Annotated in this window: 24 protein-coding genes and 1 riboswitch; of the genes, 18 read left to right on the top strand and 6 right to left on the bottom strand. The window is 74.9% G+C overall.

The annotated features are described in order from the left end of the window. The first annotated feature begins 68 nt into the window (after positions 1-68). The 8 genes from ABGB11_RS08820 to ABGB11_RS08785 all read left to right on the top strand — a co-directional run bounded on the left by ABGB11_RS08820 (position 69) and on the right by ABGB11_RS08785 (position 5,912). Positions 69-707 carry a LysE family translocator gene (locus ABGB11_RS08820; RefSeq protein WP_347630703.1) on the top strand — a complete coding sequence of 213 codons (639 nt, stop codon included), beginning with the start codon at positions 69-71 and terminating at the stop codon, positions 705-707. Positions 708-749: 42 nt separating this feature from the next. Next, entirely contained in the window at positions 750-1,628 is an 879-nt protein-coding gene (locus ABGB11_RS08815; protein WP_347630701.1) for a DUF881 domain-containing protein, read from the top strand. A 22-nt stretch (positions 1,629-1,650) separates the two neighbouring features. Beyond that, complete coding sequence (locus ABGB11_RS08810; protein WP_347630699.1) at positions 1,651-1,983, top strand: small basic family protein; 333 nt, start codon at positions 1,651-1,653, stop codon at positions 1,981-1,983. Beyond that, positions 1,980-2,741: a DUF881 domain-containing protein gene (locus ABGB11_RS08805; protein WP_347630697.1), complete on the top strand. Its 762-nt coding sequence runs from the start codon at positions 1,980-1,982 to the stop codon at positions 2,739-2,741. Before ABGB11_RS08810 ends, ABGB11_RS08805 begins: the two co-directional genes overlap by 4 nt. Before the next feature lie 312 nt (positions 2,742-3,053). Beyond that, entirely contained in the window at positions 3,054-3,584 is a 531-nt protein-coding gene (locus ABGB11_RS08800) for an FHA domain-containing protein (protein WP_021599255.1), read from the top strand. A gap of 27 nt (positions 3,585-3,611) precedes the next feature. Next, entirely contained in the window at positions 3,612-4,343 is a 732-nt protein-coding gene (locus tag ABGB11_RS08795) for a MerR family transcriptional regulator (protein WP_347630694.1), read from the top strand. A 142-nt stretch (positions 4,344-4,485) separates the two neighbouring features. Next, entirely contained in the window at positions 4,486-4,956 is a 471-nt protein-coding gene (locus ABGB11_RS08790; RefSeq protein WP_021599257.1) for a bifunctional nuclease family protein, read from the top strand. A 350-nt stretch (positions 4,957-5,306) separates the two neighbouring features. Further along, entirely contained in the window at positions 5,307-5,912 is a 606-nt protein-coding gene (locus ABGB11_RS08785; protein WP_347630693.1) for a MerR family transcriptional regulator, read from the top strand. A gap of 27 nt (positions 5,913-5,939) precedes the next feature. On the opposite strand, the gene ABGB11_RS08780 is transcribed toward ABGB11_RS08785, so the two are convergent. Beyond that, positions 5,940-8,441 carry a lysylphosphatidylglycerol synthase transmembrane domain-containing protein gene (locus ABGB11_RS08780; RefSeq protein WP_347630691.1) on the bottom strand — a complete coding sequence of 834 codons (2,502 nt, stop codon included), beginning with the start codon at positions 8,439-8,441 and terminating at the stop codon, positions 5,940-5,942. 269 nt (positions 8,442-8,710) lie between these two features. Then, positions 8,711-8,805: riboswitch (glycine riboswitch) on the top strand. A gap of 167 nt (positions 8,806-8,972) precedes the next feature. On the opposite strand from ABGB11_RS08780, the gene gcvP reads away from it, so the two are divergent. Then, complete coding sequence (gcvP, locus tag ABGB11_RS08775) at positions 8,973-11,843, top strand: aminomethyl-transferring glycine dehydrogenase (RefSeq protein WP_347630689.1); 2,871 nt, start codon at positions 8,973-8,975, stop codon at positions 11,841-11,843. A gap of 93 nt (positions 11,844-11,936) precedes the next feature. Beyond that, entirely contained in the window at positions 11,937-13,067 is a 1,131-nt protein-coding gene (locus ABGB11_RS08770; RefSeq protein ID WP_347630687.1) for a tetratricopeptide repeat protein, read from the top strand. Here the strand turns inward: ABGB11_RS08770 and ABGB11_RS08765 are convergent. Then, positions 13,064-13,489, bottom strand: a complete 426-nt coding sequence (locus ABGB11_RS08765; RefSeq protein ID WP_347630685.1) for a PPOX class F420-dependent oxidoreductase — start codon at positions 13,487-13,489, stop codon at positions 13,064-13,066. The two genes, ABGB11_RS08770 and ABGB11_RS08765, sit on opposite strands and share 4 nt — an antisense overlap. Positions 13,490-13,539: 50 nt before the next feature. Here ABGB11_RS08765 and ABGB11_RS08760 point away from each other — a divergent pair, with 50 nt between their 5' ends. After that, positions 13,540-14,157, top strand: coding sequence for an alpha/beta family hydrolase (locus ABGB11_RS08760; protein ID WP_347630683.1), 618 nt, complete (start codon positions 13,540-13,542; stop codon positions 14,155-14,157). 97 nt (positions 14,158-14,254) lie between these two features. On the opposite strand, the gene ABGB11_RS08755 is transcribed toward ABGB11_RS08760, so the two are convergent. Beyond that, positions 14,255-14,458 (bottom strand): DUF5999 family protein, encoded by a 204-nt coding sequence (locus ABGB11_RS08755; RefSeq protein WP_347630681.1) that lies wholly within the window; start codon positions 14,456-14,458, stop codon positions 14,255-14,257. A gap of 280 nt (positions 14,459-14,738) precedes the next feature. Between ABGB11_RS08755 and ABGB11_RS08750 the strand changes: the two genes are divergently transcribed. From ABGB11_RS08750 to ABGB11_RS08740, 3 genes are all read left to right on the top strand, one after another. After that, positions 14,739-15,467, top strand: coding sequence for a (Fe-S)-binding protein (locus tag ABGB11_RS08750; RefSeq protein ID WP_347630679.1), 729 nt, complete (start codon positions 14,739-14,741; stop codon positions 15,465-15,467). 95 nt (positions 15,468-15,562) lie between these two features. Then, positions 15,563-16,939 carry a lactate utilization protein B gene (locus tag ABGB11_RS08745; protein WP_347631312.1) on the top strand — a complete coding sequence of 459 codons (1,377 nt, stop codon included), beginning with the start codon at positions 15,563-15,565 and terminating at the stop codon, positions 16,937-16,939. Next, positions 16,936-17,586 (top strand): LUD domain-containing protein, encoded by a 651-nt coding sequence (locus ABGB11_RS08740; RefSeq protein ID WP_347630677.1) that lies wholly within the window; start codon positions 16,936-16,938, stop codon positions 17,584-17,586. The genes ABGB11_RS08745 and ABGB11_RS08740 overlap by 4 nt, the downstream gene beginning before the upstream one ends. Before the next feature lie 18 nt (positions 17,587-17,604). Here ABGB11_RS08740 and ABGB11_RS08735 read toward each other — a convergent pair whose 3' ends face one another. After that, positions 17,605-18,171 carry a TetR/AcrR family transcriptional regulator C-terminal domain-containing protein gene (locus ABGB11_RS08735; RefSeq protein ID WP_347630675.1) on the bottom strand — a complete coding sequence of 189 codons (567 nt, stop codon included), beginning with the start codon at positions 18,169-18,171 and terminating at the stop codon, positions 17,605-17,607. Between the two features lie 143 nt (positions 18,172-18,314). Here ABGB11_RS08735 and ABGB11_RS08730 point away from each other — a divergent pair, with 143 nt between their 5' ends. After that, positions 18,315-18,731: a plectin gene (locus tag ABGB11_RS08730; protein WP_347630673.1), complete on the top strand. Its 417-nt coding sequence runs from the start codon at positions 18,315-18,317 to the stop codon at positions 18,729-18,731. A 178-nt stretch (positions 18,732-18,909) separates the two neighbouring features. Continuing rightward, positions 18,910-19,632 carry a maleylpyruvate isomerase N-terminal domain-containing protein gene (locus tag ABGB11_RS08725; RefSeq protein WP_347630671.1) on the top strand — a complete coding sequence of 241 codons (723 nt, stop codon included), beginning with the start codon at positions 18,910-18,912 and terminating at the stop codon, positions 19,630-19,632. Here ABGB11_RS08725 and ABGB11_RS08720 read toward each other — a convergent pair. Then, the gene (locus ABGB11_RS08720) at positions 19,580-20,953 is read right to left on the bottom strand and encodes a nitrate/nitrite transporter (RefSeq protein WP_347630669.1); all 1,374 of its coding nucleotides are present in this window, start codon (positions 20,951-20,953) and stop codon (positions 19,580-19,582) included. The two genes, ABGB11_RS08725 and ABGB11_RS08720, sit on opposite strands and share 53 nt — an antisense overlap. A gap of 192 nt (positions 20,954-21,145) precedes the next feature. Here ABGB11_RS08720 and ABGB11_RS08715 point away from each other — a divergent pair, with 192 nt between their 5' ends. Continuing rightward, positions 21,146-21,394, top strand: a complete 249-nt coding sequence (locus tag ABGB11_RS08715) for a hypothetical protein (RefSeq protein WP_347630667.1) — start codon at positions 21,146-21,148, stop codon at positions 21,392-21,394. Positions 21,395-21,473: 79 nt separating this feature from the next. Here ABGB11_RS08715 and ABGB11_RS08710 read toward each other — a convergent pair whose 3' ends face one another. Next, complete coding sequence (locus ABGB11_RS08710; protein ID WP_250355380.1) at positions 21,474-21,983, bottom strand: NUDIX hydrolase; 510 nt, start codon at positions 21,981-21,983, stop codon at positions 21,474-21,476. A gap of 289 nt (positions 21,984-22,272) precedes the next feature. On the opposite strand from ABGB11_RS08710, the gene ABGB11_RS08705 reads away from it, so the two are divergent. Next, positions 22,273-24,417, top strand: coding sequence for a molybdopterin-dependent oxidoreductase (locus ABGB11_RS08705; RefSeq protein ID WP_347630665.1), 2,145 nt, complete (start codon positions 22,273-22,275; stop codon positions 24,415-24,417). The last annotated feature ends 69 nt before the right edge of the window (positions 24,418-24,486 follow it).

Raw genomic sequence — 24,486 nt, 5'->3', positions numbered from 1 at the left:
CAATATCTTTATTGCACTGAGCATACTCCGGCTTCTAGCCTGAGAGCATCTCTCTGACTGGAGTCCCGATGATCTCGTACACGGCCGCCGCGGCCATCGCCCTCTTCGCCCTCGGCCTCGTGCTCACCCCGGGGCCGAACATGATCTACCTGGTGTCCCGGACGGTGACGCAGGGGCGCCGCGCCGGCCTGGTCTCCCTCGCGGGCGTCGCCGCGGGCTTCCTGGTCTACGTCGCCGCCGCCACCGCCGGCCTCACCACCGTGTTCGCGCTCGTCCCGGCCCTCTACACCGCGATCAAGCTGGCCGGCGCCGGCTACCTGCTGTGGCTCGCCTGGCAGGCGCTGCGGCCCGGCGGCACCGGCGCGTTCGCCCCCCGGGACCTGCCCGCCGACCCGCCGCGCCGCCTGTTCGCCATGGGCCTCGTCACGAATTTGCTGAACCCGAAGATCGCGGTCCTGTACGTGTCGCTGCTGCCCCAGTTCGCCGACCCCGGCCGCGGAGGCGTCGCCGTCCAGATCCTGCTGCTCGGCTTCGTGCAGATCGCCGTCGCCGTCACCGTCAACGCCCTCATCGTGCTCGGCGCCGGGTCGGTCGCCTCCTTCCTCGCGAGCCGGCCCGGCTGGCGGCGCGTCCAGCGGTACCTCATGGGCTCGGTGCTCGCGGCGCTCGCCCTGCACATCGGCCTGTACCGTCCCGCCACGACCTGACCGCCCCGTCACGGCGGTGCCCGCGCTTGCCATGATGGGGCGGTGATCGCACGACGGAACGCCCCAGACCGGCGGCCGGACGCCACCATGTCGCTGCTCGCGGACCTGGTCGCCGGGCGGCTCGACCCCGGCTACGCCGCCGCGGCCGCGCGCCGGGCCGCCGCCGGCGCGCCGCTCCGGCGGGGGCGCCTGCGGGGCGGGGGCGTCCTGCTCGTCCTGGTGCTCACCGGGACGCTCGTCGCCGTCGCCGGCGCCGAGGCGCGCCGCGGCGAGCCCGTCGCGGCCGAGCGGCGCTCCCGGCTCATCGGCGAGATCCGCGCCCGCACCGCCGAGACCGACGCCCTGCAGGACCGCCTCGGCCGGCTGCGGGCCGAGACCGAGCGCCGCCGCGCCGCCGCGCTGGCCCGCACCGACGCCGGCCGCCGCCTCCGGCTGGAGCTGGCGCGCGCCGCCGCCGCGGCCGCCGCCGCGCCCGCCGCGGGGGAGGGCGTCGTCGTCACCCTGGACGACCCCCCGCGCGGCGCCGCGGCCGGGCACGCCGGGCCGGGCCGCGCCCCCGCCGGCGGCCGGGTCTATGATCAGGACCTCCAGGTGCTGGTGAACGGGCTGTGGGCGGCCGGCGCCGCGGCCATCGGCGTCAACGGCCTGCGGCTCACCCCGACCACGGCGATCCGCACCGCGGGCGAGGCGATCCTGGTCGACTACCGGCCGCTCGGCGGGCCCTACGAGGTGACCGCGCTGGGCGACCCCGGCCGCCTGCGGGACGCCTTCGCCGGCTCGGCCGCCGACCGGCGGCTCGACGCGCTGAAGGAGCGGTACGGCATCAGGTACGACGTGCGCCGGACGCCCCGGGCGCAGCTGCCCGCCGCGGGGACGTCCCTGCTGCGGTACGCCGTCCCGGGCGACGGGGCCGGCCGGTGAGCGGGGGAGAGGTGACCCGAGGATGATCGCGCTGATCGGGCTGGTGGCCGGCGTGGCGCTGGGCCTGCTCCTGCAGCCGGACGTCCCGCTCTGGCTCCAGCCCTACCTGCCGATCGCCATCGTGGCGGCCCTCGACGCGATGTCCGGCGGCGTCCGGGCCCGGCTGGAGGGCGTCTTCGACGAGAAGGTCTTCGCGGTCTCCTTCGTCGGCAACGCCGTCATCGCCGCGCTGATCGTCTTCCTCGGCGACGAGCTCGGCGTCGGCTCGCAGCTGTCCACCGGCGTCGTGGTCGTCCTCGGCATCCGGATCTTCTCCAACGCCGCGGCCATCCGGCGGAAGCTCTTCGGCGCATGACCGGCGGCGAGCGGGCGCGCGAGGAAGAGCCCGAGCGGGAGCAGCGCGAGGAGGCGGCCGCGGAGGCGCCGCCGGAGCCGGGCGGCCTGCGCGCCCTCGCCGCGCTGCTGCGCCCCCGGGGCGGCTCCGGCCAGGTCATGGCCGGGCTGCTCTGCCTGCTGCTCGGCTTCGCCGTCGTCGCCCAGGTGCGCTCGACCGAGCGCGACACCACCTTCGCCACCGCGCGCCAGGACGAGCTCGTCGGGATCCTGGCCGACCTGGGCCAGCGGTCCGAGCGGCTGCGCGGCGACCTGCGCGACCTGGAGGAGACGAAGGCCGAGCTGGAGCGGGACGCGCGGGGCGGGACCGCGCTGGAGGACGCGCGCGAGCGGGCGGCCACCTACGGCCTCCTCGCGGGCACCCTCCCGGCCGAGGGGCCCGGCATCGAGCTCGTGATCGGCGACCCGGACGGCCGGGTCAGGGCGCTCGGCCTGCTGGACGCACTGGTGGAGCTCCGCGACGCCGGCGCCGAGGTCATCCAGGTCAACGACGTCCGCGCCGGCGTCGACACCCACTTCACCGACGGCCGGGACGGCGTCCGGGCGGACGGCACGCTCCTCGCCGCCCCGTACCGCTTCCTCGCCATCGGGGACCCGCACACCTTGACCACGGCGCTCAACATCCCGGGCGGCGTCGTCCGGACGCTGGAGGGGGCCGGCGCCACCGTCCTGATCGCCCGGCGCGCGAAAGTGACCGTGGGCGCGATACGGTCTCCTTAGAGGGAACGGGGGAGACGTGAACCGGACGCCCGGCTGGGGCGTCGCGATCGCGGCCGTCCGCGCGGCGGCATGGACCTGCGATCATCGGCGAATGTAGTTTGGTGCAGCCGGTTCACCGTTCCAGTTGACCCCTCGGGTGATACCCGCGTAAGTTGCGGCGACCGTCGCGACAGCGAGCGGTGAGCAGGACCGTGGCCGGGGGGCGGTTCCCCGGCGCGTGGGTTGGGTGAAGGATGCGCGTGGCGCAGGCGGCTTCTCGTTGCGGCGGGACGCCGCGGGCGGCACGCCGATGGTAGGAGGCCGAGCCGATCGATGCCGAGCGTCTACTGCACGCAGTGCGGTCACGCCAACCCGGATGATGCCCGCTTCTGCTCGAACTGCGGCACTCCGCTGAGGAGCGCGGGGCCGCCGCCTCCCCGCGAGTCGCCGGGCGAGTCCACGTCCACGATCTCCATCGGCGGGTTCGAGGCCCTGGACACCGACACCGGCGCCGAGGAGCAGGTCGGCCCCGACCAGATGGCGATGGAGGCGCTCCCGCCGGGCACGGCGCTGCTCGTGGTCAAGCGCGGCCCCAACGCCGGCAGCCGCTTCCTGCTCGACAAGGACCGCACGTCCGCCGGGCGGCACCCCGAGAGCGACATCTTCCTGGACGACGTCACCGTCTCCCGCCGGCACGCCGAGTTCGCCCGCCAGGGAGGCACCTTCTCCGTCCGGGACGTCGGCAGCCTCAACGGCACCTACGTCAACCGGCAGCGGATCGACCAGGCCGGGCTGTCGGGCGGCGACGAGGTCCAGATCGGCAAGTTCCGGCTGGTGTTCCTGACCAACCCGGCGCACGGCTGACGGTACGCGGCGACGATGGGAGGGCCCTTGAACGCGGAGCCGGCCCGGTCCCCGATGACGATCGGGGACGTCCTCGGGCTGCTCAGGCCGGAGTTCCCCGACATCACGATCTCCAAGATCCGGTTCCTGGAGTCCGAGGGGCTCGTCGAACCGGAGCGCAGCCCCTCCGGCTACCGCAAGTTCTGCGACGCCGACGTCGAGCGCCTCCGGTTCGTCCTCACCGCGCAGCGCGACCACTACCTGCCGCTTCGCGTCATCAGGCAGCGCCTGGAGGCCCGCGACCGGGGGGAGGGCGCTCCGGCGCCCGCGACGCGCGACCCCGCCGCCCGCGCGCCGGAGCGGCGCCGTCCCCGCACGCTGGTCGCCGCCGACACCACCGCCGACGACCCCGCCGTGCGCCTCACCCGCCGCCAGCTGCTGGACGGCGCCGGGATCGACGAGGCCCTCCTCGCCCGCCTGGAGGAGTACGGCCTCGTCCGCCGCGCCGGGACGCACTACGACGGCGACGCGCTGAGCATCGCCCGCGCCGTCGCCGCGCTCGGCGAGTTCGGCTTCGAGGTCCGGCACCTGCGCGCCGTCAAGGCCGCCGCCGACCGCCAGGTCGGCCTCATCGAGCAGATGGTCGCGCCGCAGCTGCGCCGCCGCGGCCGCGGCGCCCACGAGGAGGCCGCCGAGACCGCGCGGGAGATCGCCGCGCTGTCGGTCCGGCTGCACGCGGCGCTGGTCGGCGCCGGTCTGCGTGAAAGCCTCGACCCCTGATCATGCGGGCCGCGGAGGATTTTCCCGCCCTCGCCGCCCCACGAGGTGTCCGGGCCTGGGTGTACGTTGGCTACATGGTTCGGTCAGGATTCGATCCGCTGCACGTGGTGATCGAGACAGCGAGAACCAGCAGGGAGCCGCAGTGAAGCAGATGGAGGTCGTCGGCGTCCGGGTCGAGATGCCCTCCAATCAGCCGATCGTCCTGTTGAAGGAGACGGAGGGCGATCGCTACCTGCCCATCTGGATCGGGGCGGTCGAAGCGACCGCGATCGCCTTCGCCCAGCAGGGGGTGCTGCCCGCCCGGCCCCTCACCCACGACCTGTTCCGCGACGTGCTCGACGCGCTGAGCGTCCAGCTCCGCACCGTCAACATCACCGACCTGCGCGAGGGGATCTTCTTCGCCGACCTGATCTTCTCCAACGGCGTCGAGGTCAGCGCCCGCCCCTCCGACTCCATCGCGCTCGCGCTGCGCACCGGCGCCACCATCTTCGCCAGCGAGGACGTGCTCGAGGAGGCCGGCGTGGCCATCCCCGACGAGCAGGAGGACGAGGTCGAGAAGTTCCGCGAGTTCCTCGACACGATCTCCCCGGAGGACTTCGGCAGGGCCGGCTGAGGCGCCGAGGCCGACCGGAGGCGCCGCCCCGGGTTTCGCCTGCTCGGGGCGCTGCCGCGGGCTGTGGGGAATGTCACGGTGGAGGCGGGGGTCATGCTCTGGGGTGATTGGTCGTGCATGGCCCTGGACCTGGCGGTTTTCTTTAGGGGACCATCGGGGTATGGAGTGCGTTGGCGGCGAAGGTGCGCAGTTTGCCCACGTGAAGCCGGTTCATCCGGGCATGCGACGCGCCGACGGTGAACGTTGACCACACCCTGACCGGCACCTACCGTGCTGGTGGAACACCCGTGGTGTAATTCGTCAAACCCCCTTGACGAAGCGCCACGGGATGATAGGAGCCGGAGGTCCGCGTGGCGGTGAGCAGCGGCGAGGGCAAGGCGACCCCCGAGAGGCATATCGCGTCCCGGCGTGCCGGAGAGCAGGGACTGCTCTTCGACACGCAGGTGTCGGTGCCACCGGAGGATGTCGGCTACCGCGGCCCGACGGCGTGCGCCGCGGCGGGTATCACCTACCGGCAGCTGGACTACTGGGCCCGCACCAAGCTGGTGGAGCCGGGGGTGCGGTCGGCGCACGGGTCCGGCAGCCAGCGGCTCTACAGCTTCCGCGACATCCTCGTGCTGAAGGTCGTGAAGCGGCTCCTGGACACGGGCGTGTCGCTGCAGCAGATCCGCACCGCGGTCACCCACCTGCGCGACCGCGGCGTCCAGGACCTCGCGCAGATAACCCTGATGAGCGACGGCGTCAGCGTCTACGAGTGCACCTCCGCCGACGAGGTCGTCGATCTCCTCCAGGGCGGGCAGGGCGTGTTCGGCATCGCCCTCGGACGGGTGTGGCAGGAGGTGGAGGGCAGCCTGGCCGAACTACCCGGTGAACGCGCCACCGCCGACGACGCGGACCCTAACGGACACCCCCACGACGAACTGGCCGACCGCCGGCGCGCCCGCCGGACCGGCTGATCCCCCTCTGAGCGCCTCACCGGCCCCCTAGAGCGCCTCCTTGCGCTGCAGGTAGGCGAACGCCCCCCAGCCCGGCAGCACCGGCAGCCACAGCGTCAGCAGGCGGTAGAGCAGGACGGCCGACGTCGCCGTCTCCGCCGACAGCCCCGAGATCGTCAGCGCCAGGGTGAGCGCGCCCTCGACGGCGCCGAGACCGCCCGGCGTCGGCGCCGCCGACCCGACCGCGTTCGCGGTCAGGAACACCAGCACCACCGTCGTCCACGGCAGCGACCCCCCGAACGCGCGGACCGACGCGTCCAGGCACAGCGAGAACGCCAGCGTCAGCAGCAGCGTCCCGCCCATCCCGGTGGCCAGCTTCCTGGGCGACTGCAGGACGTCCACCAGCCGCGGCACGACCCCCGAGAACATGCTCCGCAGCCGGGTCGTGACGACCCGGCGCACCCGCGGGACCGTCATCGCCAGCCCCGCGAGCAGCCCGAGCACCAGCACCGCGATGACGATCGTCCGGGACGGCGCCAGATCCTGCGTGGCCTTCGCCGTCGACCCCGTCAGGAACCCGAACAGCACCAGCAGCAGGATGTGCGTCACCAGCCCGACCAGCTGCGACGCGCCCACGCTCGCGACCGCGAGGGCCGGGCGGACGCCCGAGCGCTGCAGGTACCGGGTGTTGACCGCGACGCCGCCCACCGCCGCCGGGGCCACCAGCTTCACGAACGACGCCGCCAGCTGCACCAGCACCGTCCGCCCCATCGGCAGCCGCTCCGGGACGAAGCCCGCGAGCATCATCGCGGCCGCGACATAGGTCAGGGCCGCCCCGCCGAGCGCCGCCGCCACCCAGTGCCAGCTCGCCGTCGACGCCAGATGGCCGAGGTCGAGGCTCGCCACCTGCGGGATGACGATGTACGCCGCGACCGACAGCGCCACGATGCTGAAGATCGTCCGGGGCCTGAACCGTTCCAGCCGGGCCGGCGGCGCCTCGGTCTCCGGCTTGAGCCGGACGATCTGCTCCCGGATCCGGGTGAGCAGCTCCCGGTCGTGCCGCAGCGCCGTGCGCGTCGCCCGCGACAGCGCCACCCGCTGCAGCAGCGGCACCGCGGAGCCCAGGGCCTCCTCGCCCAGCACGGCGGCGGCCGTGCGGACCGCCCGCTCCGGGTCGGTCCGCAGCGCCAGCGTGGTGAGGAGCTGTGCGAGGTCCAGCCGCAGCGCGAGGTCGCCCGCCGCCGTCTCCCCGGACCGCAGGTCGGTGATGTAGGCGAGGCCGTCCTCGCCGACGAGGACCGCCTCCTCCTGCAGCCGGCGGTGGGCGAGCCGCCCCGCCTGCAGGGAGCGGAACTGCCGCCACACGTCGGTCAGCAGCTCGTCGGTGATCTCCTCGTCGGGGACGTCGCCGAGCCGCCGCCCCGGCACGTGCTCGTAGGCCAGCAGCGCCGCCTCCGTGCCGACCTCGCACGTCCCGGCGAGGCGGGGGGTCCGGGCGCCCGCGGCGTCCACGGCGTAGGCCATCAGCGACTCCAGTTCCAGGGAGCGGCGCAGCGACCGCAGCGTCCGCCCGGTGGTGGCGCCGCGCAGGCGCAGCATCCGCCAGATCCGGTAGAGCAGGCCGGCGGTCTGCTGGTCGCGGTCCAGGACGCGGACCTCCAGATCCCAGTCGCCGTGCACCCCGCGTCCCAGCGGCACCCGGCCGCCGAGCCCGCCACCGAGCCCGCCCCCGTGCTCGCCGGCCGGGTCGCGGGCGAGGACGACGCCGTAGCGGCGGGGCTCCTCGGCTCCGTCGGCGGGCTCGTCCAGCCGCGCGCCGCGCTTCGGGCGCAGCCCGAGCCGTTCGAGCGACGCGACGACCGTCCGGCCCGCCGGGCGGGGGTTCGGCGTGCCGACCGCGTAGAGGGTGCCGTGCCCGATGGCCCGGCCGAGCGCGTAGGTGGCCGCGAGCGCCGCGACCGACGCGTAGGACGCGGTGAGCCCCGTCAGCGCCGCCAGGCCGATCATCGCCCAGGTCGCGGCCTGCCAGCGGGCGCGGCCCGCCATCCCGACCGCGCTGACGAACGCGATCACCGGCGCGATGTCGGTGTGCACCGGGGCGGTCTCGGTGCCGCCCCAGATCAGCGAGTCCAGCACGCCGCCGGGCGCCGCCCGCACCACGAGGTCGTCCAGGCCCACCGTGATCCCGAACGCGATCACCGCGGCGAGCAGCGCGATCGCGACCCGCGTCCCGTCCTTGTGGAACAGCCGCTCGACGGCGAACGCGACCGGCACGGCCAGGACCCCGAAGCTCGACACCAGCGTCGCGAGCGTCAGCAGCAGCCGGGGCGCGTGCGCGGTGCCCTCGGCGATGTCGGTCTGCAGGCCGTGCGTGGTCTGCTGGGCGATCGAGACCAGGAGCATCACGACGGCCAGTCCCACCACCGACGCCGCGAACCTGATCGCGTCGGAGGGCCGGCGGATCCGGTCCGGCTGCGCGGGCTCGTCGACGGGCACGCCGGCCGCCGCGCCCTGCCTCGGCCGCACCGCGCCGTCGCGGGTCTGTGTCACGCCGTACCGCCGCCCTGACCGTCCGTCATCCTGATCAGCGTCCCAGGACCGGCGGCGCGCCGTCGAGCGACGGGCCGCCGGTCCGGCCGCGCGCGTCCACCCCACAGCCCATCTCCGCCCCCGGGCCCGAGCCCGTCCCGTCCCAGGTGAGTGTGCACAGCGTACTCGCCGGTACCGGGGTGGCGGAGCGGGACCGCCCCCTCCGCCACCTGGGGGCGGGACGATCGCGACATCCGGTCTTTGGGTAGGGTTTCTGGAGGAAATGCCGACGACCCTGTGCGGGAGAGACCCCACGCCGCCAGCGTGGGGCGCCGAAGGGGCAACCTCCCCGGAACCTCTCAGGCAAAAGGACCGCGCGGGCGAGGCACCTCTGGAAAGCAGGCGCCCGACCCATCGCGGGAGGGCGGCTCACCGAAGGGGAAACCCCGCCGCGCGGGCGAAGCTCTCAGGTGCCGATGACAGAGGGGGAGACGGCCGCCGGCCCGGGTGCCGGCGGTGGCCTGAGCGACCGCAGCAGCCAGGAGGCTCTCCATGACCGCCCAGTTCTTCGCCCCCGTGGCCTCGCCGCAGCATCCCCGGACCGTCTTCGCCGACCGGCATGTCGGCCCCTCCCCGGACGACCAGGCCCGGATGCTGGCCGCCATCGGCTACTCCGGCGTCGAGGCGCTGGTCGACGACGCGGTCCCGGCCGCGATCCGCACCTCCCGGCCGCTGGACCTGCCGCCCGCGCTGAGCGAGACCGCCGCGCTGGACCGGCTCCGCGAGCTGGCCTCGCGCAACACCGTGCTCACGTCCATGATCGGGCTCGGCTACCACGGCACGATCACACCCGGCGTGATCATGCGGAACGTGCTGGAGAACCCGGGCTGGTACACCGCCTACACCCCGTACCAGCCGGAGATCTCGCAGGGCCGCCTGGAGGCCCTGCTCAACTTCCAGACGGTCGTCGCCGACCTCACCGGGCTGCCGGTCGCGAACGCCTCCATGCTGGACGAGGGCACCGCCGCCGCCGAGGCCATGGCCCTGGCCCACCGCGCGTCCCGGCGCAAGGAGCCCGGGACGTTCCTCGTCGACGCCGACGCGCTGCCGCAGACGATCGAGGTCGTCCGCACGCGCGCGGTCCCGCTCGGCATCGAGGTGGTCACCGCGGACCTGTCCGGAGGGCTTCCGGACGGCGACTTCTTCGGGGTCCTGCTGCAGTACCCGGGCGCGTCCGGCGCCGTCCGCGACCTGGAGCCCCTGATCTCCCAGGCGCGCGAGCGCGGCGCCAAGGCGGTCGTGGCCGCCGACCTGCTCGCGCTGACGCTGCTGCGCCCGCCGGGCGAGTCCGGCGCGGACATCGCGGTCGGCTCCGCGCAGCGGTTCGGCGTCCCGTACGGGTTCGGCGGCCCGCACGCCGGCTACATGGCGGTCGCCGAGGGCCTCCAGCGGCAGCTCCCCGGACGGCTCGTCGGCGTGTCCGTCGACGCCGACGGCTCCGCCGCATACCGGCTGGCGCTGCAGACCCGCGAGCAGCACATCCGCCGGGAGAAGGCCACCAGCAACATCTGCACGGCGCAGGTCCTCCTCGCCGTGATGGCGAGCATGTACGCGGTCTACCACGGCCCCGAGGGGCTGGCCGCGATCGCGCAGCGGACGCACCGCCGCGCCGCGGAGATCGCCGCGGGGCTGCGCGCCGGCGGCGTCGAGGTCGTGCACGCCGAGTTCTTCGACACCGTGCTCGCCCGCGTCCCCGGCCGGGCGGCGGACGTGGTCGCCGCGGCCCGCGAGCGGGGCGTCAACCTGCGCGCGGACGGCCCGGACCTGGTGGGGATCGCCTGCGACGAGACGACGCTGCCGGAGCACGTCGCCGCCGTCCTCGGCGCGTTCGGCGTCCCCGAGGCCGGCGAGCCCGCCGAGGCCGTCCCGGCCGGCCTGCGCCGCGAGAGCCCCTACCTCACCCACCCGGTCTTCCACGCGCACCGCTCGGAGACCGCGATGCTGCGCTACCTGCGCAGGCTCCAGGACAAGGACATCGCGCTCGACCGGTCGATGATCCCGCTCGGCTCCTGCACGATGAAGCTGAACGCCACGGCGGAGATGGAGCCGATCACCTGGCCGGAGTTCGCGGACATCCACCCGTTCGCGCCCCTCGACCAGGCCGCCGGCTACGTCGAGCTGATCGGCGAGCTGGAGCGCAACCTCGCCGAGATCACCGGGTACGCGAAGGTGTCGGTCCAGCCGAACGCCGGGTCGCAGGGCGAGCTGGCCGGCCTGCTCGCCATCCGCGGCTACCACGCCTCACGCGGCGAGGAGCACCGGAACGTCTGCCTGATCCCGTCGTCGGCCCACGGCACCAACGCGGCCAGCGCCGTCATGGCCGGGATGCGCGTGGTCGTCGTCGCCTGCGACGAGGGCGGCAACATCGCCCTGGACGACCTGCACGCCAAGATCGGCGAGCACGGCGAACGGCTCGCCGCGATCATGGTGACGTACCCGTCCACGCACGGCGTCTTCGAGGAGACGATCACCGAGGTGTGCGCCGCCGTGCACGACGCGGGCGGCCAGGTCTACGTCGACGGCGCCAACCTCAACGCGCTGGTCGGCCTGGCCCGACCGGGCGAGTTCGGCTCGGACGTCTCGCACCTCAACCTGCACAAGACGTTCTGCATCCCGCACGGCGGCGGCGGCCCCGGCGTCGGCCCGATCGGCGTCCGCGAGCACCTCGCCCCGTTCCTGCCCAGCCACCCGCTCCGCCCGGAGGCCGGGCCGCGGACGGGCGCCGGCCCGATCTCCGCGGCCCCGTGGGGCTCGGCCGGCATCCTGCCGATCTCCTGGGCCTACATCGCGATGATGGGGCCGGACGGCCTGCGCGCCGCCACCGAGGGCGCCATCGTCGGCGCCAACTACCTCGCCGCCCGGCTCGCCCCGCACTACCCGATCCTCTACACGGGCCGCAACGGCCTCGTCGCGCACGAGTGCATCGCCGACCTGCGCCGGATCACCAAGGAGACCGGGATCACCGCCGAGGACGTCGCCAAGCGCCTCATCGACTACGGCTTCCACGCCCCGACCCTGTCGTTCCCCGTCGCCGGCACCCTGATGATCGAGCCCACCGAGTCCGAGGACCTCGCCGAGCTCGACCGGTTCTGCGACGCCATGATCGAGATCCGCCGGGAGATCCGGCGGGTCGCCGACGGCGGCTACGACCGGGAGGACAACCCGCTGAAGAACGCGCCGCACACGGCCGGCTGCCTGGTCTCCGACGACTGGAAGCACCCCTACACCCGCGAGGAGGCCGCCTACCCCGTCCCGTCCCTGCGCGAGGCCAAGTACTGGCCCCCCGTCCGCCGCATCGACCAGGCCTACGGCGACCGCAACCTGGTCTGCTCCTGCCCTCCCCCCGAGGCGTACGAAATGTGATCTTGCCGGGCTTTCGAGTGTCGCCGCGGGACGCGGCGGGCCACGGGTCGCTACGCTCGTCGCGGACCCCGACCCCCAGAGGGCAGAAGAGCGATGAGCGAGTCCCCGGATCCGGTATCCGACGACGCGGTGCGGCTGTGCGAGGAGGCCCGCGACCTCGCCGAGAACGGCGACGCGGTGCGGGCCGTACCGCTGTTCGAGAAGGTGCTCGCGCTCGGCGACACGCCGTGCCGGGCCCGGGCCGCGCTCGGCCTCGCGGTCGTCCTCGACGACGCCGGGGAGGTGGAGCGGGCCCGGGAGGCCGACCGGGCCGCCATCGCGACCGCCGACCCCGAGTACGGCCCCCGCGCCGCCTACCACCTGGCCCTGACGCACGAGCGCGCCGGCGAGCCGGAGCGGGCGGCGCCCGCCTGGCGGGTCGTGGTCGACTTCGGCAACCCCGCCTACCTCCCGCCGGCCCATCTCGCGCTGGCCAGGATCGCCGACGACGCCGGCGACTTCGAGACGGCGCGCGACCACTGGGAGGCGGTCATCGGCACCGGCGACGCCGAGTACGGGCCGCCCGCCGCCCATGACCTGGGCCAGCGGCTGCTGGAGCGGGGCGAGCCGGCGCGGGCGCAGCGGATCCTCGCCGCCGGCCTGCGGCTGATCGACCGCGGCGCCGCCCCCTACGCCTACGCCAGGCTCGCGGTCGCGCTCGGCATCTCCTACCTCGACCAGGCGATCGGCTCGTTCGGCGCGGCGCTGGAGGAGGACCCGTCCGACCCCGAGGTCGGGCCGCTCGCCACCGAGCTGCTGGCGCGGACGCTGCCGCTGCGGGGGCGCGCCGGCGAGGCGGCCGAGGTGTGGCGGCGCGGCCTCGGCGACCCGGGCGTGGCCGGGCAGGTGCGGGCGCGCCTGCGCCGCGACTTCGGCGACGCCGAGGACGACGGCGGCTCCGGCGACCCGTGGTGGGAGCCGGTCGTCGAGCAGGCCGTGTCGGACGGGACGCTGCCCGCGCTCGCCGGCGAGGCGTTCGGCGCCCTGGACCACATGTACGCGCTGCTCGCCGTCCGGTACGCCGACGAGCCGGGGGAGCGCCGCCCGGGGGAGACGCACGAGGTGCTCGGCAAGGCGGTGCGGGTCCCGAGCGGCTACCCGTGGGGCCCGCTGCTGCACGAGAGCTTCGCCGAGAGGCTCCGCCTGGCCATGGGCACGCCCGTCCCGAACTGGCCCGAGGGCTAGTCGGAGACGGCGCGCTCGGCGATGACCTTGGTGATGCGGGCGCGGACGAGGTACTCCGACGGGACGGCGTTGCGGCGCCCGAACTCCTCGGCCCGCCCGGGTCCCATGTAGCGGGCGCCGATGGCGGTGGCCCAGCGGAGCGACTCGTCCAGGTCCTCGATGATCTCCGCCTCGGCCTGGATCAGCACGTACGAGTAGGGCGGGGTCTGGTCGTCCACGCAGATGGAGATGCGGGAGTCGCGGGCGAGGACGCGGCCCTTGACGCTCTGGGCGCTGGTGTTGAACATCAGGGCGTCGCCGTCGAGGACGAACCAGATCGGCGTGACGTGCGGCGTCCCGTCCTTGCGGGTGACGCCGGCCTTGCCGGTGCGGGTGCCCTCCATGACGAACGCGCGCCATTCGGCGTCGGTCATCTTCTCCATGCGCCCAGTCTGCCGCAGGGACCGATCCGGCCGGGGGCTACGGTGGCCCTATGGAGGTCGCGACGTCGCAAGGGCCGGCCGAAGTGGTGGTGGACGAGGTCCCCCGGCCGGAGTTCCTGCTGGCCCTGACGCACGGGTCGAACGGCACCGTGGACGCCGCCGACCTGCTGGCGGTGCGGGAGACGGCGCTCGGGCTCGGCGGCGCCGTGGCGCGGGTGACGCAGCCGTTCCGGTTCGCGGGGCGCCGCGCGCCCGGCTCGCCGGCGAAGCAGGACGCGGCGTGGCTGGAGATCGCCGGGATGCTGCGGGAGCGGTTCGGGGACGTCCCGCTCGTGCAGGGCGGCCGGAGCAACGGCGCGCGGGTGGCGTGCCGGACCGCGGCGGCGGCCGGGGCCGCCGGCGTGCTGGCGCTGGCGTTCCCGCTGCGCCCGCCGCGCAACCCGGAGAGGACCCGGGTGGACGAGCTGCGCTCGGCGGGGGTGGAGGTCCTCGTCGTCAACGGCGACCGGGACCCGTTCGGGGTGCCCGGCCCGTCGGACGCGGCGGAGGTGGTGGTGCTGCCGGGCGAGCGCCACGACCTGAACCGGGACCCCGGGGCGGTCGGCCGGGCGGCGGAGCCGTGGCTGAGAAGATGGGCGGCCCGTCCGGTGCGGACGGGCCGGAGGTAGGTCGCTCCGGGTCCGGTGCGGACCCGGAGTCCAAAGGGCAGGTGGCCGTGGCCCCGAGGATGATCACCCGTTTGAACTAGTCCCCCGTGGAGACCGCTCAAGCGGCGGACGGCGCAGGCAGGTCCGTCGGCCGGTGCGGTGCGATGACTCCCCCGTCGGGCAGCAGCTCACCGGTGTCCTCGAAGAGCACGACACCGTTGCACAGAAGGCTCCACCCCTGCTCGGGGTGCGAGACCAGCGTGCGGGCGGCGTCGCGGTCGGGTGCGTCGTGGGAAGGACAAGGCGGCTGGTGCGGGCACATCGTGTGCCTCCGGTCTCAACTACTGGTCGGTTGTGATGCTTTCCTGTATGACGCACCCCAGTGTGATGTGGTTCGCCCCACACCGGCCATAGCCCGTTGGGACGGTTGTCCGTTGGTACCGGGGTACCGGACCGCTGTGATCCCTCTCACCCTGAGGTGCCAGGCGTAGCCGTACCTCCCGCGCGATAACGGGTGGAGAACGACACGCCACCGGGAGTTGAAACCCCTACGATGTTCGGCGGGGAACGGGCTTGCCGGGCGCGTGGGGGGAGTGAGGCCGGTGAGGGTCGCGCTGTCCGTCGCGTGCTTCGACGACGCGCTGTTCCCCGGCACCGGCAAGGCCGCCACCGTCCTGCTGGAGCGGCTCGGGCACGAGGTGGTGTTCCCGCCGGGGCAGACCTGCTGCGGCCAGATCCACTGGACGGCCGGCTACCACCGCGAGGCCGCGGGCCTGGCCCGCTCCTACGCCGCCGCGTTCGAGGGCTGCGAGGCCGTGGTCGCCCCGTCCGCGTCGTGCGCCGCGACGGTCCGGCACGCCTACCCGAAGATCGCGCGGGCGGCCCGCGACCCGGCGCTGGCGCGCGCCGCCGAGGGCATCGCCGTCCACGAGCTGTCGGAGTTCCTCGTCGACGTCCTCGGCGTCACCGACGTCGGCGCCTACTTCCCGCACCGCGTCACCTACCACCCGTCCTGCCAGTCGATGCGGGCGCTCGGCGCCGGCGACCGCCCGCTGCGGCTGCTGCGCGCCGTGCAGGGCCTCGACCTGGTCGAGCTGCCCGCCGCGGGGGAGTGCTGCGGGTTCGGCGGGGCGTTCGCGATGAAGAACGCCGACGTGTCGGTCGCGATGGTCGCCGACAAGGTCAGGCACATCCGGGACACCGGCGCGGACGTGGTCTGCGCCGTCGACGACGCGTGCCTGGCCCACATCGGCGGCGCGCTGTCGCGGCTGCGGGCGGGCGTCCGGACGATGCACCTGGCCGAGATCCTCGCCGAGACGAGGTCCCCGTGACGGCCTCCTCCCCGGGGACGACGCCGTCCTCCGCGGGGACCAGCGGGCCCGCCCCGCCGCCGAGACGGAAGTTCGCGGCGGCCGCGCGGCCGGAGCTGGCCGACACCCGGCTGCGACGCAACCTGCGCGGCGCCACCGCCGCGCTGCGCGGGCGGGAGGCCGCCGCGGCGGCCGAGATCCCCGACTGGGACGACCTGCGCGAGGCCGGGCGCGCCATCCGGGACCGGGCGCTGCTCGACCTGGACGTCCACCTGGAGGAGCTGGAGCGGGCCGTCACGGAGGCGGGCGGCACCGTGCACTGGGCGGCGGACGCGGCGGAGGCGCGCCGCATCGTCACCGGCCTGCTCCGGGAGACCGGGGCCAGGGAGGTGGTCAAGGCGGCGTCGGCGACGCTCCGCGAGATCCGCCTGGCGGAGGCGCTGGCTCGCGCGGGCGCCACCGTCCGCGAGACCGACGTCGCCGGGATGGTCCTCCAGCTCGGCGAGGACGCGCCGTCCCACCCGCTGTCGCCGGCCGCCCACCGGGACCGCGCGGAGATCGGGGAGCTGCTGCGGCGGGAGATCCCGGCGGCGGCGCCGGGGCCCGCCGGCGACCCGGAGGCGCTGGCGGCGGCCGCGCGGGCCCACCTGCGCGACCGGTTCCTCGGCGCCCGGGTCGCGGTCACCGGGGCGAACTTCCTGGTGGCCGAGACCGGCACGGTCGTGCTGCTGGAGTCCGAGGGCAACGGGAGGATGTGCCTCACGCTTCCGGAGACGCTGATCACGGTCGCGGGAATCGACAAGGTCGTCCCGGCGTGGGATGACATGGAGGTGTTCCTCCAGCTCCTCCCGCGCGCGTCGTCCGGTGACCGGATGACGCCGTACGTCTCGTCCTGGACGGGCGTCACGCCGGGCGACGGGCCGCGCGCGTTCCACCTCGTCCTGCTCGACAACGGCCGCACCCGCGCACTCGCCGGCGACACCGGGCGCGAGGCCCTGCGCTGCATCCGCTGCTCGGCCTGCGCGAACGTCTGCCCCGTCTACGAGCGGACCGGCGGCCGGCCCTACGGCCCGGTCCATCCCGGCCCGATCGGCGCGATCCTGACCCCGCTGACGGGCGGGGTGGAGAGCGCGGCGAACGCGTCGCTGCCCTACGCGTCGACGCTGTGCGGCGCCTGCGCCGACGTCTGCCCCGTGATGATCGACATCCCGGACGTCCTGGTGCGGCTGCGCGGCATGGTGGTGGAGTCGCGGCGGCGGCGCCCGGTGCCGACGCCCGAGATGGCGCTGATGCGCGGGCTCGCCTGGACGATGAGCGACCCGCGCCGGCACGAGGCGGCCCTGCGGCGCGGCACCCGGTGGGCGCGGCTGCTGTCGCGCGGCGGGCGCATCCGACGCCTGCCGGGGCTGCTCGGCGCGTGGACCGAGGCGCGCGACCTGCCGGCGCCGCCGGCCGAGAGCTTCCGCGCCTGGTGGGCGAGGACGCGCACGTGAGCGGGCGCGAGGAGATGCTGAGGCGGGTCCGGGAGGCGCTCGGCGGGGCCCGCGGCCCGCGGCCGCCGGTGCCGCGGTCCTACACCCGCCGGCTGCCCGAGGCGGAGGCCGGGAGCCGGGCGGACGTCCTCGCCCTGTTCACCGAGCGGGTCGCCGACAACCGGGCCGCGGTCCGGCACGTCGGCGCGGACGAGCTCGGCACCGCGGTGGCCGCGGCGCTGTGGGGCCGCGAGGCCAAGCGGATCGTCGTCCCGGCGGACCTGCCGTTCGGGTGGCTGGCGGAGCTGGACGGCGTGCGCGCGCTGGCCGACACCCCGCCGGTCGACCTCGACGCCCTCGCCGCGGCGGACGGCGTCGTCACCGGCTGCGCGGCGGCGGTGGCGCGGACGGGCACGGTCGTCCTGGACGGCGGCCGGGCGCAGGGCAGGCGGGCGCTCACCCTCGTCCCCGACTACCACCTGTGCGTGGTCCACGCCGACCAGATCGTCGGAACGGTCCCGGAGGCGGTCGCGCGGCTCGATCCGGCGCGCCCGCTGACATGGATCAGCGGCCCGTCCGCCACCCACGGCGTCGAGGCGGCGCGGGTCGAGGGCGCGCACGGCCCCCGGCACCTGGAGGTCCTCGTCGTCGAGGATCAGCCGTCCTGACCCGGGGGCGGCCGCGGGTCAGCCGACGCCGGCGATCACGAGGTCGAGCCCGGCGGCGAACCGGGCGTCCCAGTCGACCGCGCGGTCGGCGCCGTCCTCGGCGGTGCCGCGCACCTCCAGGGCGGTGTGGCCGATCACGTAGCCGAGCAGGGTGTGGGCGGCGACCGCGGCCGGGTCCTCGCGGACGCCGCCGCGGCGCAGCACCTCCCGCAGGGAGGCGGCCGTCGCGGTGAGCGCGGCCGGGTTGCGGCGCGTGACGACCAGCGGGAGGACGCCGGCGTGCGCGAGCAGCCGGTCCCGGTAGCCGCGGGCCCACGCGCGCAGCACGTCCTGCCAGGGGCCGTCGGCCGCCTCGGCGGCGGGAGAGGAGGCGACGTGCGCGACGAGGCCGTCGAGAAGCTGCTCCTTGCCGCGCGGGAGGTGGTGGTAGATCGCCATCGCCTCGACCTCCAGCGCGTCGCCGAGGCGGCGCATGGTGAGGCGGCCGAGTCCCTGGCCGTCGACGATCTGGAGGGCCGCCTCGATGATCCGCTCGGTGGTGAGCGGGGGGCGGTGCTGGGCGTTGATGCTGGGCTGCCGGACCATGAGCATGAACCTTACTACGTAAAGGGCCGAAGCCGGGTGTCCACCGCCACAACACGCCTGGCCGCCGCGTACGCTTACCTCGGTCGGACACAGCACGACCAGGACGCAGCACAACCGAGCACGACCGTCGAGGGAGTACCACCATGCCGCTGGGCCGCCGGGTGAGCAAGGACGTCGCGGAGCAGTACGAGGCCGACCAGCGGCTGGCCGCCGAGTACGACGAGCGGCTCGCGGCGGCGGGCGAGGCGGAGCGGGCGCTGCGGGACGCGCAGGCCGCGAGCGCGCCCGAGCCGGAGCTCCGCGAGCTGACGCTCGCGTTCGACGAGGCGCTGACGGCCGTCCTCGCCGCCGCGGAGGCGGCCGAGCGGGTCGCGGCGGGCCCGAGGACGTACGTGACGGAGGCGCAGGACGCCAAGGCCCGCCGCGCCGCGGAGATCGCCTACCGCAAGGCCAAGGCGCGCCCGGCGGTGCGCCCGTGGACGGACGAGGTCGACCGGCTGCGCACCGCCCGTGAGGCGCACCGGCTCGCCTTCCGGACGCGGCCGGCCCTGCACGTCTGAGAGGTTCCCGGCGTGTGACGACACAGCGCCACCCGGTGGCGGCCGCCGCCGAACTTTGACAGTCTGCCCTCCCGGGGAACGCCGGGGGCGCCCCGCTCCGCACGCCGCACCGGCGTGGCGTGCGCGCGGTCGCCCGGCGGGGAGGGCGCACGGTGCTCTGGACGTTGGGGGAAGTCAGGTGGAGCGCACGCCGCCGGACCGGTGCCGCGTACTCGAGTCCTACCAGGACGGGGTCCGGGCGATCCGCGCGCTGGCGGAGACCGTCGCGGACTGGGACGCGCCCACGCCCTGCGCGGACTGGCGGCTGATCGATCTCGCGGGGCACCTGCGGTGCGTGGCGGAGAACTTCCTGGAGTACCTCCAGGACGCGCCCGACAGCCGGCTGGCGAAGCTGTTCGCGCAGGACGCGGCGAGCGCGGTGCTGATCAGGCAGCAGGCGCGGCAGAACGCGGCGGAGCTGGCGGTGCTCCCGCCGGACTCGGGCCCGGATCGGATCCTCGCCTTCGGGGTGTCGGCGGGCGCCTACGCCGACCTGATGCCCGACATGTGGGACCGGACGCATCTGATCTACCGCGGCACCAAGTACACCGTCGGCGACCACGCGGGCGCGGCCTGCGTGGAGTGGCACCTGCACGCCTGGGACATGGCCCGCGCGGCCGGGGCGGACTACCGGCCGAAGGACCCGGACCTGCTGGTGCCGGCGTGGCACTGGGGCGTCCCGCACCTGCCGCTGGAGCGGGGGGACGCGTGGGAGGCGGTGCTGCGCTCGTCGGGCCGGTCGCCGCGCTGGCCGGACCCCGGGGAGGGGCCCGGCCGGACGCGGCGGCGCCGCGCGGGGCGGCAGGCGGTCAGACGCCCGCCGGCTTCCCCGGGCGGATCCGCAGGTAGACCAGCCAGGTGAGGACGCAGCACAGGCCGTAGAACGCGATGAACGCGATGTAGGCGCCGTCGCCGGTCCCGTAGGTGAGGAACGACTGCCGGAAGGCGATGTTGACCAGGACGCCGCCGAACGCCCCGACGGCGCCCGCGATGCCGATCAGCGCCCCGGCGAGGCGGCGGGCCTCGTGCTCGGCGGCCACCGGGTCGCCGCCGTTGGCGACGCCGAGCTGGGCCTTCGCCCGGAAGATCGCCGGGATCATCTTGTAGGTGGAGCCGTTGCCGACGCCGCTGAAGGCGAACAGCAGCACGAACCCGGCGAGGAAGAGGGCGAGGGATCTGCTCTGTGAGGCGGCCAGCACGAGGCCCGCGGAGGCGGCCATCGCGACGAACGTCCAGAAGGTGACCTTGGCCCCGCCGACCCGGTCGGCGAGCCGGCCGCCGGCCGGGCGGATCAGCGAACCGAGCAGGGGGCCGAGGAAGGTCAGGTAGGCGGCCTTGATCGGGGTGTCGAACTCGGCCTTGAACTGCACCTGCAGGACCTGCCCGAACGCGAAGCCGAACCCGATGAACGACCCGAACGTGCCGATGTAGAGCACCGACATGATCCAGGTGTGCGCGTCCCTGCAGACGTCCCGCATGGCGCGCCGGTCGTTGCGGGCCTGCGCCAGGTTGTCCATGTACAGGGCGGAGCCGAGGGCGGCGAGGACGATGAGCGGGATGTAGACGCCCGCGACGAGGCCGGGGTGGTCCTTGCCGGCGGTGGCGAGGACGAGCAGCCCGACGACCTGGACGACGGCGACGCCGAGGTTGCCGCCGCCCGCGTTGATGCCGAGCGCCCAGCCCTTGAGGCGCTGCGGGTAGAACGCGTTGATGTTGGACATCGAGGACGCGAAGTTGCCGCCGCCGACGCCGGCGACGGCGGACAGGACGAGCAGGGTGGTGAACGAGACGCCCGGCTCGATGAGGAACGCGGCGAGGACGGCCGGGACGAGCAGCAGCGCCGCGCTGAAGACCGTCCAGTTGCGCCCGCCGAAGCGGGCGACGGCGAAGGTGTAGGGGATCCGCAGCGCCGATCCGATGAGCGCGGGCACGGCGGTGAGGGTGAACTTCCCGGCCGGGTCGATGCCGTAGGCGGGGCCGAGGAACAGCACGATCACCGACCACAGCGTCCATACCGAGAAGCCGATGTGCTCGGAGAAGATCGAGAAGAGGAGGTTGCGGCGGGCGGTCCGGGCGCCGCCGGCCGCCCAGAACTCGGGGTCCTCGGGCCGCCAGTCGTCGATCCAGCGCCCCTTCAGGGTAGGGGCCCGTCCGGGGCGCGCGGTTTCGGTGGTGACGGTCATCAGGCGGTCTCCTTGGTCGCTCGGACGGCCCGACCGTAGGAATCCGGAGTTTCGCTCGTGTGTGTCCGGTCGTACGGCAGTGATAACTCCGCTGCACAGCGTGTCCCGCCGGGCTGTGAGGTGCGGGGTAGGTCAGGGCCGGTCGGGGTAGGACCGGACCGCGAGCGCGGCGGGGGAACGGAGACTGGAGCGATGGCGACCTGCGAGGTCTGCGGCAACGACTACGCGATGGCGTTCGAGGTGCACGCGCAGGGCGAGGTGCACACGTTCGACTCGTTCGAGTGCGCGGTCACCAAGATGGCGCCGATCTGCGAGCACTGCCAGTGCCGCATCATGGGGCACGGCGTGGACGTGGGCGGGCACTTCTACTGCTGCGCCCACTGTGCCCGCGCCGAGGAGCCCGAGCGCGCCCGTTCGATCCAGGACGCGGTCCCGGCGTAGCGGACCGGCCTGGGCGCTCGGGCGCCGGGCTCGGGCGCCGGGCTCGGGCGCCGGGGGTCGGGTGTCCGGTTCGCCAGGCTCAGGCGGCGCCGGGTTCGGGCGCGGGCGCGCCGAACGGCTGCTCGCGGCCGTCCTCCAGGTAGACGGCGCGGCCGGTGGACATGGCCCGCAGGCTGGGGTCCATCCGGCGGGCCACGTGCGGCGGCGCCAGCTCGGGGACCTTCTCCGGCGCCACGAGCATGTGGTCGGACAGCTCGTCGGGCGGCAGCCGGATCGCGGCGATCTGCTCGCCGGTGATGGCGCCGTGGAAGACGAAGACGTTGACGGCGTCGACGCCGTCGTCGCGCGGGGGTCCCCAGTCGACGCAGGCCAGGCCGTCGAGCCGGGGGACGAGGCCGAGCTCCTCCTCGCATTCGCGCACGCATGCCGACAGCGGGGACTCGTCGGCCTCGATCACCCCGCCCGGGAGGTACCAGCCCTCGCTGTAGGTGGGCTTGACCAGCAGGACCCGCCCGAGTTCGTCCAGGAGCAGGGCCGCCGCGGCGCCGCGGGCGCGCGGCAGGGAGGCGTAGTAGGCAAGGTCGGGCATGTACCGAGGTTAGGCGCGATCACCGTGCGATGATCCGGGGCATACCGGGGCGGCGCCCGCATTCACCGCGAGAGCGCCGGGCCACCATAAATCCGTTCGATAGGCGGGCAAATGGCGACGAATGGGCCATGACAGGGCTCGACAACGCTTGACACGCGTTCGTCAAGGTCGGCGAGGTGTCGCCGTCCTGGGCTTTTGACCTCGGCGGACGCGCGGGGGTGAAGCGCATTTAACGCCGGAGTCACCTCCGGGACTCGCCGGCGAAACGGCGCCCGCCGAGTCTCGGCGCATGATCGGGACTCCGACGCACTGCCCGTACTGCGCCCTGCAGTGCGGCATGACGCTGCGGGACGAGAAGGGCGAGGGCGGTCCGCGGGTCGCGCCGCGCGACGACGTGCCGGCCAACCGGGGCGGGCTGTGCCAGAAGGGCTGGACGGCGGCGGAGCTGCTCACCGTCCCGGACCGGCTGACCACGCCGATGATGCGCCGGAGCCGGACCGCGCCGCTGGAGCCCTGCACGTGGGACGAGGCGCTCGACCGGACCGCCGCCGGGATCACGCGGCTGCGGGACCGGCACGGCCCCGACGCCGTCGCGGTGTTCGGCGGCGGCGGCCTGACCAACGAGAAGGCCTACCAGCTCGGCAAGTTCGCCCGCGTCGCGCTCGGTACGTCCCAGATCGACTACAACGGCCGGTTCTGCATGTCGTCGGCCGCGGCGGCGTCCGCGCGGGCGTTCGGGATGGACCGGGGGCTCCCCGGCCCGGTCACCGACCTGGCGGCGTCCGGCGCGGTCCTGCTCGCGGGCGGCAACGTCGCCGAGACGATGCCGCCGTTCATGCGGCATCTGACCGAGATGCGCGAGGGCGGCGGCGCCCTCATCGTCGTCGACCCGCGCCGCACCGCCACCGCCCGGCAGGCCGACCTGCACCTGCAGCCGACGCCCGGCACCGACATCGCCCTCGCCAACGGGCTGCTGCACCTGGCGCTCGCCGAGAGCCTCGCCGACGAGGAGTACATCGCCTCCCGCACCACCGGGTTCGACGCCGTCCGGACGGTCGTGAACGCCTACTGGCCGGACCGGGCCGAGCGGATCACCGGGGTGCCCGTCCCCCTGATGCGCGAGGCCGTCCGGCTGCTGGCCCGCGCCGGCCGCGCCCACGTCCTCACCGCGCGGGGTTCCGAGCAGCACGCGCGCGGCACCGACATGGTCGGCGCCTTCATCAACCTGGCCCTCGCGCTCGGGCTGCCGGGCCGCGAGGGCTCCGGCTACGGCTGCCTCACCGGGCAGGGCAACGGGCAGGGCGGGCGCGAGCACGGGCAGAAGGCCGACCAGCTGCCCGGCTACCGCAGGATCGACGACCCGGTGGCCCGCGCGCACGTCGCGCAGGTCTGGGGCGTCGATCCCGGCTCCCTGCCGGGTCCCGGCCGGTCGGCCTACGAGCTGCTGTCGGCGCTCGGCACCGCCGGCGGGCCGAAGGCGCTGCTGCTGTTCGGGTCCAACCCGGTGGTGTCGGCGCCGCGGGCCGCGGCCGTGGAGGAGCGGCTCGGCGCGCTCGACCTGCTGGTGGTCGCCGACGTCGTGCCGTCGGAGACCGCGCGGCGCGCCGACGTCGTCCTGCCGGTCGCGCAGTGGGCCGAGGAGTCGGGGACGATGACGAACCTGGAGGGCCGGGTGCTGCGCCGGCGCCGCGCCGTCCGCCCCCCGGACGGCGTGCGCACCGACCTGGAGGTGCTGAGCGCGCTCGCCGGGAGGCTGGCGGCGCCGGGGGAGTGGAGCACCGACCCCGAGGCGGTGTTCGGCGAGCTGCGCCGCGCCAGCGCCGGCGGCGCGGCCGACTACTCCGGCATCACCTACGAGCGGATCGAGGCCGAGGGCGGGGTGTTCTGGCCGTGCCCGTCCACCGGCCACCCGGGGACGCCGCGCCCCTACCTGGACCGGTTCGCCACCCCGGACGGGCGGGCCCGGTTCGTCCCGGTCGAGCACCACGGCGCCGCGGAGGACGTGGACGCCGAGTACCCCGTGTACCTGACCACCGGGCGCGTCCTCGCGCAGTACCAGTCGGGCGCGCAGACCAGGCGCGTCCATCAGCTGGCGGAGGCGGCGCCGGGGGCCTTCGTCGAGCTGCATCCCGACCTGGCCGGGCGCCTCGGCATCGAGGACGGCGCCGAGGTGCGGGTGAGCAGCCGCAGGGGCGCGGCGACCGTCCGGGCGCGGCTCACCGACGCGATCCGCGACGACACCGTCTTCATCCCGTTCCACTGGGCGGGGGAGGGGCGCGCGAACCTGCTGACCAATCCCGCGCTCGACCCGGTGTCGCGGATGCCGGAGTTCAAGGTCTGCGCCGTCCGGTTGGAACCCGTCGGGACGGATGGGGAGGGCGGCGGGCGGCGTCCCGCCGGAGCGCTCTCCGTGCCGGCCGTGAGCCCCTTTTAACACGCCGGTGACAAAGGGGACCCAACCGCGAAACGGCCTCTGCCGAGGATCGGACCATCGACATACCCG

It is taken from the genome of Actinomadura sp. B10D3 (assembly GCF_039871695.1).
Classification (GTDB): Bacteria; Actinomycetota; Actinomycetes; order Streptosporangiales; family Streptosporangiaceae; genus Spirillospora; species Spirillospora madurae.
The sequence above is the reverse complement of the archived record's forward strand: the minus strand, read 5'-3'. Positions and strand labels throughout refer to the sequence as shown.

What these genes read in the sequence shown, in the direction of transcription:
- ABGB11_RS08820 (WP_347630703.1), top strand. Translation starts at nt 69, where the DNA reads ATGATCTCGTACACGGCCGCCGCGGCCATCGCCCTCTTCGCCCTCGGC.
- ABGB11_RS08810 (WP_347630699.1), top strand. Translation starts at nt 1,651, where the DNA reads ATGATCGCGCTGATCGGGCTGGTGGCCGGCGTGGCGCTGGGCCTGCTC.
- ABGB11_RS08805 (WP_347630697.1), top strand. Translation starts at nt 1,980, where the DNA reads ATGACCGGCGGCGAGCGGGCGCGCGAGGAAGAGCCCGAGCGGGAGCAG.
- ABGB11_RS08800 (WP_021599255.1), top strand. Translation starts at nt 3,054, where the DNA reads ATGCCGAGCGTCTACTGCACGCAGTGCGGTCACGCCAACCCGGATGAT.
- gcvP (WP_347630689.1), top strand. Translation starts at nt 8,973, where the DNA reads ATGACCGCCCAGTTCTTCGCCCCCGTGGCCTCGCCGCAGCATCCCCGG.
- ABGB11_RS08770 (WP_347630687.1), top strand. Translation starts at nt 11,937, where the DNA reads ATGAGCGAGTCCCCGGATCCGGTATCCGACGACGCGGTGCGGCTGTGC.
- ABGB11_RS08765 (WP_347630685.1), bottom strand. Translation starts at nt 13,489, where the DNA reads ATGGAGAAGATGACCGACGCCGAATGGCGCGCGTTCGTCATGGAGGGC.
- ABGB11_RS08760 (WP_347630683.1), top strand. Translation starts at nt 13,540, where the DNA reads ATGGAGGTCGCGACGTCGCAAGGGCCGGCCGAAGTGGTGGTGGACGAG.
- ABGB11_RS08755 (WP_347630681.1), bottom strand. Translation starts at nt 14,458, where the DNA reads ATGTGCCCGCACCAGCCGCCTTGTCCTTCCCACGACGCACCCGACCGC.
- ABGB11_RS08735 (WP_347630675.1), bottom strand. Translation starts at nt 18,171, where the DNA reads ATGGTCCGGCAGCCCAGCATCAACGCCCAGCACCGCCCCCCGCTCACC.
- ABGB11_RS08730 (WP_347630673.1), top strand. Translation starts at nt 18,315, where the DNA reads ATGCCGCTGGGCCGCCGGGTGAGCAAGGACGTCGCGGAGCAGTACGAG.
- ABGB11_RS08720 (WP_347630669.1), bottom strand. Translation starts at nt 20,953, where the DNA reads ATGACCGTCACCACCGAAACCGCGCGCCCCGGACGGGCCCCTACCCTG.
- ABGB11_RS08715 (WP_347630667.1), top strand. Translation starts at nt 21,146, where the DNA reads ATGGCGACCTGCGAGGTCTGCGGCAACGACTACGCGATGGCGTTCGAG.
- ABGB11_RS08710 (WP_250355380.1), bottom strand. Translation starts at nt 21,983, where the DNA reads ATGCCCGACCTTGCCTACTACGCCTCCCTGCCGCGCGCCCGCGGCGCC.
- ABGB11_RS08705 (WP_347630665.1), top strand. Translation starts at nt 22,273, where the DNA reads ATGATCGGGACTCCGACGCACTGCCCGTACTGCGCCCTGCAGTGCGGC.